Consider the following 8776-nt stretch of genomic DNA (forward strand, 5'->3'; position numbering starts at 1 on the left):
ACAACTAAATTTTAATGAACACAACTAATTTCGCACTTCGCCACATTGGTCCTAGAGAAGAAGACCAAAAGCTCATGTTAAAAGCCATTGGAGTTGAATCTTTAGACCAACTTATTTTTGAAACACTTCCTGACGGCATTAGGCTAAAAAAGCCATTAGAATTAGATGAGCCTATGAGTGAATATGAGTATCTAACCCATATTCATGAGCTTTCTAAATTAAACAAAACATACAAAACTTATATTGGACTTGGGTATCACCCAACTATTTTACCTCCAGTTATTCAGCGTAACATCTTGGAAAACCCAGGTTGGTATACAGCCTATACGCCTTACCAAGCAGAAATAGCTCAAGGTCGTTTAGAAGCTTTATTAAACTTTCAAACCATGGTTTCGGACCTTACAGGAATGGAACTGGCAAACGCCTCTCTTTTAGATGAAAGTACGGCGGCGGCAGAAGCTATGAGTTTGTTGTTTGCTGTTAGAGAAAGAGATCAGAAAAAAAACGATGTCAATAAATTTTTTGTTTCAGAAAACATTTTACCTCAAACCCTATCCTTGCTTCAAACCAGATCTACACCAATTGGCGTGGAATTAGTTGTAGGAAATGAAGAATCTTTTGATTTTTCTTCAGAATATTTTGGAGCCATCCTTCAATATCCTGGAAAAAATGGTCAGGTAACGGATATCAAATCTTTTATTGAAAAAGCGAATAAGGCCCAAATTAAAGTAGCTGTTGCAGCCGACATCTTAAGCCTTGTGATGCTTGAAGCTCCTGGGAAATTTGGTGCAGATGTGGTAGTAGGAACAACACAACGTTTTGGTATTCCAATGGGTTATGGCGGACCTCACGCTGCATATTTTGCGACGAAAGAAATTTATAAAAGAGATATTCCAGGACGTATTATTGGAGTTACAAAAGACGTAAACGGCAACAGAGCCTTACGTATGGCCCTACAAACACGTGAGCAACATATTAAGCGCGACAAGGCTACTTCCAACATCTGTACTGCTCAAGTATTATTGGCCGTCATGGCTGGAATGTACGCTGTTTACCACGGACCGAAAGGTTTGGGGTTTATTGCAAATAAAATTCACAATACAGCTTCTGCTATTTCAAAGAGCCTTGAGAAATTAGGTTTTAAGCAGACAAATACGTCTTTTTTCGATACGCTTAGCATTCAAGCAGATGCTTCAAAAATAAAAACCCTTGCTGAAAAGAATGAAGTCAATTTCTTCTATCCAGATGCAAATACGGTAACCATTTCAATTAATGAAACAACCAACTTAAAAGATGCCAACCAAATTGTTGCCATTTTTGCTGAAGCAGCTGGAAAAGAAACTACTAAAATAACATCGCTTTCAGAAGAGAATAATATTTCTAAAAATATTCAAAGAACATCAGAGTTCTTAACCTTAGATATTTTCAACTCTCATCATTCTGAAACAGAATTGATGCGTTATATCAAAAAACTAGAACGTAAGGATTTATCATTAAATCACTCCATGATTTCTTTAGGTTCTTGTACCATGAAACTAAATGCAGCTGCTGAAATGCTTCCATTAAGTTATGCCAATTGGGGAAGTATTCATCCATTTGTTCCAATTGAACAAGCGCAAGGTTACCAAACCGTTTTAAAGGAATTGGAAGACCAATTAACCGAAATTACAGGATTTGCCGCGACTTCCTTACAACCAAATTCTGGAGCTCAAGGTGAATATGCTGGATTAATGGTTATTAAAGCGTATCATGAATCCCGTGGAGAACACCATAGAAACATTTGTTTAATTCCGTCTTCAGCCCATGGAACCAATCCTGCAAGTGCGGTTATGGCTGGGATGAAAGTAGTGGTTACTAAATCTACAGATACCGGAAACATAGACGTAGAAGATTTACGTCAAAAAGCTGAATTGCACAAAGACAATTTATCTTGTATTATGGTTACCTATCCATCTACACATGGAGTTTACGAATCTGCTATTATGGAAATTACACAAATAATTCATGATAATGGCGGACAAGTTTATATGGATGGAGCAAACATGAATGCCCAAGTAGGATTAACAAATCCTGGAAAAATTGGTGCAGATGTTTGTCATTTAAACTTACACAAAACCTTTGCAATTCCTCATGGAGGTGGAGGCCCTGGAGTTGGCCCAATATGTGTTGCAAAACAATTAGCGCCATTTTTACCTGGAAATCCAATAATTAAAACAGGAGGAGAACAAGCTATTACAGCAATTTCAAGTGCGCCTTTTGGTTCAGCTTTAGTGTGTTTAATTTCTTATGCTTACATTAAAATGTTAGGCACAGAAGGATTAACTCAATCTACTAAAATTGCTATCTTAAATGCCAATTACATCAAGCAACGTTTACAAGGTCAGTTCGACACATTATACTCTGGAGAACGTGGTCGTGCGGCACACGAAATGATTGTAGATTGCAGACCTTTTAAAGCCAATGGCATTGAAGTATCGGATATAGCAAAACGCTTAATGGATTATGGTTTTCATGCACCAACAGTATCATTTCCAGTAGCTGGAACCTTAATGATCGAACCAACAGAAAGTGAAAGCAAAGCTGAAATGGATCGTTTTTGCGATGCCATGATTTCAATTAAAAAGGAAATTGATTTAGCTACTAAAGACGATGAGAACAACGTGTTGAAAAACGCACCTCATACGTTAGAGATGCTAACTGCCTCGGAATGGTTGATGCCATATTCTAGAGAAACAGCAGCCTTTCCTTTAGATTATATTAGAGATAATAAATTCTGGCCAAGTGTAAGACGTGTAGACGATGCTTATGGAGACAGGAATTTAATTTGTACGTGTGCTCCGATAGAAGAATATATGGATGCATAAGCAGCAAATTCAATAATTTTAAAAAACCCTTGTAATGAGGGTTTTTTTTTAGAAAAAAATATTAAAGTTATCTATTTATGCGAATCTGATAATTTTTTATGAATATTTTAGAAATGAATATGCTAACAATTATATTATGATTAATTTAGCATTAGCCCAATATTTAACAGCAATCACATGGCAATAAAAATAACAGGAACTGGGAGTTATATTCCGAATAATATAGAAAAGAATGAAGATTTTATTCGTCATGAATTTCTAAATGAAGATGGTTCGTCGATCAATCGTGAAAACGATATTATTATAGAGAAATTCAAAGCCATAACCGGAATTGAAGAACGACGTTATGCCGAAAACCATCTTACAACTTCCGATCTTGCCTTTTTTGCTGCCAAGAAGGCCATTAAAGATTCTAAAATAGATCAAGAAGAACTCGATTATATTATAGTAGGTCATAATTACGGCGATGTTATTCACAATACAGAGCAAAGCGATACGGTTCCAAGTATTGGTTCCCGAGTAAAGCATCTTCTAGGTATTAAAAACCCCAAATGTGTAGCTTACGATATTCTTTTTGGTTGTCCTGGTTGGAACGAAGGTCTAATTCAAGCCAATGCGTTTATAAAAGCTGGAATTGCAAAAAAATGTTTGGTAATTGGTGCTGAAGCCTTATCTCGTGTCATCGATAAGCACGATAGGGATTCCATGATTTATAGTGATGGTGCCGGAGCTGTAGTTCTTGAAGAAACTAAGGATGAAGGAGGTATTATTTCTCATGAAAGTGCTACCTATGCTTTAGACGAAGCCCATTTTATTTATTTTGGTGAAACCAATAATCCTGCAGTTAAAAATAAGCGTCGATATATAAAAATGTACGGTAGGAAAATTTACGAATTTGCTTTAAACCATGTGCCAACCGCTATGAAATCCTGTTTGGATAAAAGTGGTTATAAAATTGAAGATTTAAAGAAGATTCTTATCCATCAAGCCAACGAGAAAATGGATGAAGCCATTGTACAACGTTTCTATAAACTTTATAATTTGGAAATGCCAGAAGGCATTATGCCAATGACCATCAATAAATTAGGAAACTCCAGCGTAGCTACCATTCCTACCTTATACGATTTAATTTTAAATGGAGAGCTAGAGGGTCATGAAATAAATAAAGGTGATGTGATTATGTTTGCTAGTGTAGGTGCAGGAATGAATATAAATGCCATTGTTTATAAATTTTAAAATGTTCAAAAACATTGCCGTTATTGGAGGTGGAAACCTAGGCCAATCTATTGTAAACGGTCTGTTAGCCAAGGACTACAACCCTTCCAATATTACCGTAACACGTAATAAAACAGAACATCTCGATTCTTTAAAAGCTAAAGGTGTTATTATTCTTAATAATAATATAGAGGCTGTAAAAAATACAGACATAATAATTATTGCTGTTAAACCTTATAAAATAAAGGAAGTACTCCTTCAAATAGATCCTTATATTTCAAATAATGCCATTATAGTTTCTGTAGTAAGCGACTTTTCCATTGAAAATATTTCTAAAAGCCTTAAATCAAAAATCACAATCATTCGGGCCATGCCAAATACTGCAGCTTCAGTCAATGAATCTATGACGTGCTTAGCTTCCCTAAATGCTTCAGAAAAAGAACTTGAAGAGGTTGCCGATATTTTTAATTCACTCGGAAGTACGCTTGTTATTAATGAGCAACTTATGGATGCTGCTACAGTACTTGGTGCTTGTGGAATTGCTTATGTTTTGCGTTTTATTAGAGGCATGATTCAAGGTGGAATTGAAATTGGTTTTGATGCACAAACTGCGACTAAGATCGCAACACAAACTGTAAGAGGTGCTACAGAATTACTGATTAAAAATGGAAATCATCCAGAAGCTGAAATCGATAAAGTTACCACTCCAAAAGGTTGTACTATTGCCGGCTTAAATGAAATGGAACATAGTGGATTTAGCTCGGCACTTATAAAAGGTATTAAAACATCTTTTGATAATATTTCAAAATAATGTACGAAAAAACATATCCTAATAAACGTTTTAAGCTTACAGCTTCCTTTTTAGAGAAACACATTTCAACTAAGGCTAACATTTTAGATTTAGGTGTAGCAAATCCGTTTACGGAAATCATGAAACAACATGGTTTTAAAGTAGAGAACACCCAAGGGGAAGATTTGGATTTAAATACAACAACTATAGAAAACTCAAATGCAAATGTTGTAACAGCCTTTGAGATTTTTGAACATCTCCTCTCTCCTTTTACCGTTTTAAAATCCATAAAAGCCGATAAACTAGTAGCTAGCGTTCCATTAAAATTATGGTTTTCTTCAGCATATAGAAGTAAAACAGATATGCGCGACAGACATTATCACGAGTTTGAAGATTGGCAATTTGATTGGCTTCTAGAAAAAGCTGGATGGAAAATTATTGCTAGGGAAAAATGGACCAATCCTACTAAAAAAATTGGAATCCGACCAATTCTACGTTGGTTTACCCCTAGATATTATATTGTTTATGCTGAAAAAATTTAATCAAACCCCCTCGAAAATAGAAGGATAGGACAAGGTTAAATTTCAAAAAGAAGTAAATTAAGTTAACTTTGAATCTTAAACTTTAAAATATTGAATTTTTACATTGTTATTCCAGCCCATAATGAAGAGGCTTTCATTAAGCAAACTCTAGAGTCTTTGGTCACCCAAACTCTTTTACCAAAACAGGTGGTTGTAGTAAATGATCATTCTACAGATAATACCCAACAGCTAGTTGAAGAATTCACTTCAAAATACAATTGGATTTCATTAATAAACACAACATCTTCTGATAAACATTTACCGGGTTCAAAAATTATCCATGCGTTTTATAAAGGTTATGAAACTCTAGACGAGGATTACGAAATTATTTGCAAGTTTGATGCCGACTTAATTTTTCCGACCAATTATTTAGAAAGATTGGCTTTTCACTTTAAAACAAATGAAAACCTTGGAATGGCTTCCGGTTTTTGCTATATAGAAAAAGACGCTCAATGGGTTTTAGAAAACCTGACTAGAAAAGATCATATTCGTGGTGCGTTAAAAGCTTATAGAAAAAAGTGTTTTGAGCAAATAGAAAAACTAAAACCCTCTATGGGCTGGGACACTGTTGACGAGTTACTTGCTAAATTCTATGGTTGGGAATTGCTAACCGACGAAACTCTTCATGTAAAGCATTTAAAACCTACAGGAATTAGTTATAACAAAGCCTCCAAGCATTTACAAGGAGAAGCTATGTACAAAATGCGTTATGGTTTTCTTATCACCCTTATTTCAGCCTTAAAGTTGGCCTACAAAAAAAGAAGTTCTAAACTCTTTATAGATTATATGGAAGGCTATTTTAAAGCAAAAAAGGAAAAACTTCCGTTTTTGGTTTCAAATGAACAAGGAAGATTTATTAGGAAACTACGCTGGAAAGGGATGGTTAATAAATAGCCAAACCCAAAATAAACAAATCTCAAAATCTAGGATTTAAAAAGGCCTTTCAGGTTTTTGAAACTTGAAAGGCCAGAAATATTTACTATTCTTAATACTTTACAAACCTAATATTCTTGGTTGCACCAGATACCATTTCCAATTTTAAAATATAAACGCCATCGTTTAAGTAAGACACGTTAAACACTTTAGAATCTATGTTTTTAAAGGATTTAACTTGTTTTCCATCCATGGCATAGATATAAACTCCTTGAACAGAATTCAAATTATCCAAACCTAATAATTGAACTGTATCGTCGTTTTTATCAAATTTCACATATATCGATTGATTTCCTTCTAAAGTTGGTAAACTTAAGGTCTCTCTTTGATACACGATAGAATATCTGTTATTAAAAGTGCCTGCTTCAAAAACAATAGACAGATCTTCAGTTTTTAAATTATAAAAGTTGTTTTCCTGATTATCCTTTAAATAAATAGCGGTGTTTTCTGGAAAATTTAAAGTTCTATCTAATCGAATGGTATAAGTTCCAGGAGTTGTAACTTTTATGGATAAAGGTATTTCGTCTTCTTCACTAAACCTATTTAAGCCTTGAATAACCAATAAATTCTCGGGAGTATACCAAAGCATTTTATCCGGATAATCGCTATAATCAATCGCATCGTAACCTGTATCAAAACCTACAGATGCATTATCGTCATATCCTAAAGCAATTTCCCTAGCTCTTCCTGTTGGGTCTGTAAAATGTAACCAAAATTTGGTTCTGCTATCATTATTGACAGCATTTTCTCTATAGAAAATCGATCCTCCATTAGATTCTTTGGCAAAAACCCGTTGCTTATTAGTGAATTTTAAAGTTCCATTAGTTTTAATATTCACAAAGAAACCCTGACCAACTGCAATATTATTTGTAGGCGCACCTTTAATTTGATTACCACCCGTTCCTAATTGTGAGTCCGCTGCTGATGCTGCAACACCCGCCAATAAATTTAAAGTTGCATAACCTCCTTGATATTCCCTCCAAACATGTGTATTATTTTCTTTAAATTGTTCGTAGAAATACAAGGTACCATCAATAACATTTTTGTTCTCATTAATAAACTTTTCAGCACTTAAAGCTGAGGGATAAGGATTTCCAATAAGGAAATCGTTCCCAGCAGTTACAGGATACGAATAATCGCCACTATTTGCTTCTCCTGAAAAGACATATTCTTCTTCAGATATAGATGATCCAGAACCTTTCATAGAATAACCTATTCCAGGAGGAATTAATGTGGATGAATTAATTCGGATCCATCCGGTTATCCCATCCGATAGTGTTTCAGATGCATTGTACGTATTCAACCATCTACTACTTATTTTTATTGGATTGGTAGTTGGATCGGCATTATGGGCAGGAGTAAAACCAATGGGTCCATTATTTTGCTCTAAAAATTTAATCTGCCAAGAACCATCTGTATTTACTGGTGCGCTCCAATAATTATAATTATATAAATTAGTTGTTCCTTGTTGTCTGATTTTTAATTTTCCTAAACCTGAATTTTGAGAAATCCCTACATGTTCTTGAATAAGCTGTGCTTCTCCTAACAAATCGATAGTTCCATTATTTACTATTTTGTCTTGAACAGATAATTCTACGCCATCTTTAACTTCTAAAACTGCTCCAGCTTGAACTTCAATTTCACGCACGTAAGCGTTTTCTATTAACACAGCTTTATTACCAGCTTTAACCAATAGTTTTAAGCATTTATCTGAATCGTTGTTTGGTGCTTGATCTGGTCTGGATCCATTGAAGTATCTGTTACCATCCCATACTATTTGATGCACATAACGAATGGTAAAATAATCACCATCGTTAAAAACCACATTACTTGCTGCAGCATTATTTCCAGCAACAGTTAAAGAATAAACTCTTGGGGAAGTAAAGTTCGAGTTATTCGCTACCACCAATTGCAATTCCTTGCATCCATTCCAACCTGATAAATCCATATTAGAAACATCAAAAGAAACAGCAACATGACCGATATCTCCTATTTTACTTACACGCCATTTGGAAGCTAATTGTTCTGAATAGTTATGGTTATTGGTTGTAAAATGATATGTTGGATTTTTAGTGTCTTCACCCCAAAACAAGAAAGAATTATCAGGAAGGCTTGATGGGTTGTTTATTCTTACAATTCCTGTTCCTTGGGAATCGGAATGAATATTTGTACCTGTGGTTTTACCTATTCCTGCAACATGGTGGTCATAAATTTTATTTCCATCATCGTGGGTGTAAAAATTATTATCAGCAAGTGGAATATTATATTTAGCGGATAAATAGTTATCTATAATGATGCGTTGCGCTTCATTTACAACCTTCTTGTACATTATAATCTCTCCAATATCTCCCTTAAAAAAATAATCTGGAGTACTCTCGTTTTTTCCAACTCCA

Annotated in this window: 6 protein-coding genes; 5 read left to right on the plus strand and 1 reads right to left on the minus strand. The window is 34.7% G+C overall.

Annotated features, from left to right (window positions below; genetic code table 11):
• Positions 1 to 14 precede the first annotated feature (14 nt).
• From gcvP to VKY47_RS03395, 5 genes are all read left to right on the plus strand, one after another.
• Positions 15 to 2864, plus strand: a complete 2850-nt coding sequence (gene gcvP, locus VKY47_RS03375; RefSeq protein WP_324310355.1) for an aminomethyl-transferring glycine dehydrogenase — start codon at positions 15 to 17, stop codon at positions 2862 to 2864.
• Positions 2865 to 3041: 177 nt separating this feature from the next.
• Complete coding sequence (locus tag VKY47_RS03380) at positions 3042 to 4100, plus strand: 3-oxoacyl-ACP synthase III family protein (protein ID WP_324310357.1); 1059 nt, start codon at positions 3042 to 3044, stop codon at positions 4098 to 4100.
• Between the two features lies 1 nt (position 4101).
• On the plus strand, positions 4102 to 4890 hold the full coding sequence (proC, locus tag VKY47_RS03385; protein ID WP_324310358.1) for a pyrroline-5-carboxylate reductase: 789 nt from the start codon (positions 4102 to 4104) through the stop codon (positions 4888 to 4890).
• Positions 4890 to 5411 carry a class I SAM-dependent methyltransferase gene (locus VKY47_RS03390; protein WP_324310359.1) on the plus strand — a complete coding sequence of 174 codons (522 nt, stop codon included), beginning with the start codon at positions 4890 to 4892 and terminating at the stop codon, positions 5409 to 5411. Before proC ends, VKY47_RS03390 begins: the two co-directional genes overlap by 1 nt.
• 90 nt (positions 5412 to 5501) lie before the next feature.
• On the plus strand, positions 5502 to 6344 hold the full coding sequence (locus tag VKY47_RS03395) for a glycosyltransferase family 2 protein (protein WP_324310360.1): 843 nt from the start codon (positions 5502 to 5504) through the stop codon (positions 6342 to 6344).
• Positions 6345 to 6435: 91 nt separating this feature from the next.
• Here VKY47_RS03395 and VKY47_RS03400 read toward each other — a convergent pair.
• The coding region (locus VKY47_RS03400; RefSeq protein WP_324310362.1) for a T9SS type A sorting domain-containing protein at positions 6436 to 8776 on the minus strand (2341 nt) is incomplete at its 5' end.

The organism is Xanthomarina sp., from assembly GCF_035306705.1.
Classification (GTDB): domain Bacteria; phylum Bacteroidota; class Bacteroidia; order Flavobacteriales; family Flavobacteriaceae; genus Xanthomarina.

Bases quoted from the DNA above. Each gene is read 5' to 3' on its own strand.
- gcvP (WP_324310355.1), top strand. From the start codon at position 15: ATGAACACAACTAATTTCGCACTTCGCCACATTGGTCCTAGAGAAGAA.
- VKY47_RS03380 (WP_324310357.1), top strand. From the start codon at position 3,042: ATGGCAATAAAAATAACAGGAACTGGGAGTTATATTCCGAATAATATA.
- proC (WP_324310358.1), top strand. From the start codon at position 4,102: ATGTTCAAAAACATTGCCGTTATTGGAGGTGGAAACCTAGGCCAATCT.
- VKY47_RS03390 (WP_324310359.1), top strand. From the start codon at position 4,890: ATGTACGAAAAAACATATCCTAATAAACGTTTTAAGCTTACAGCTTCC.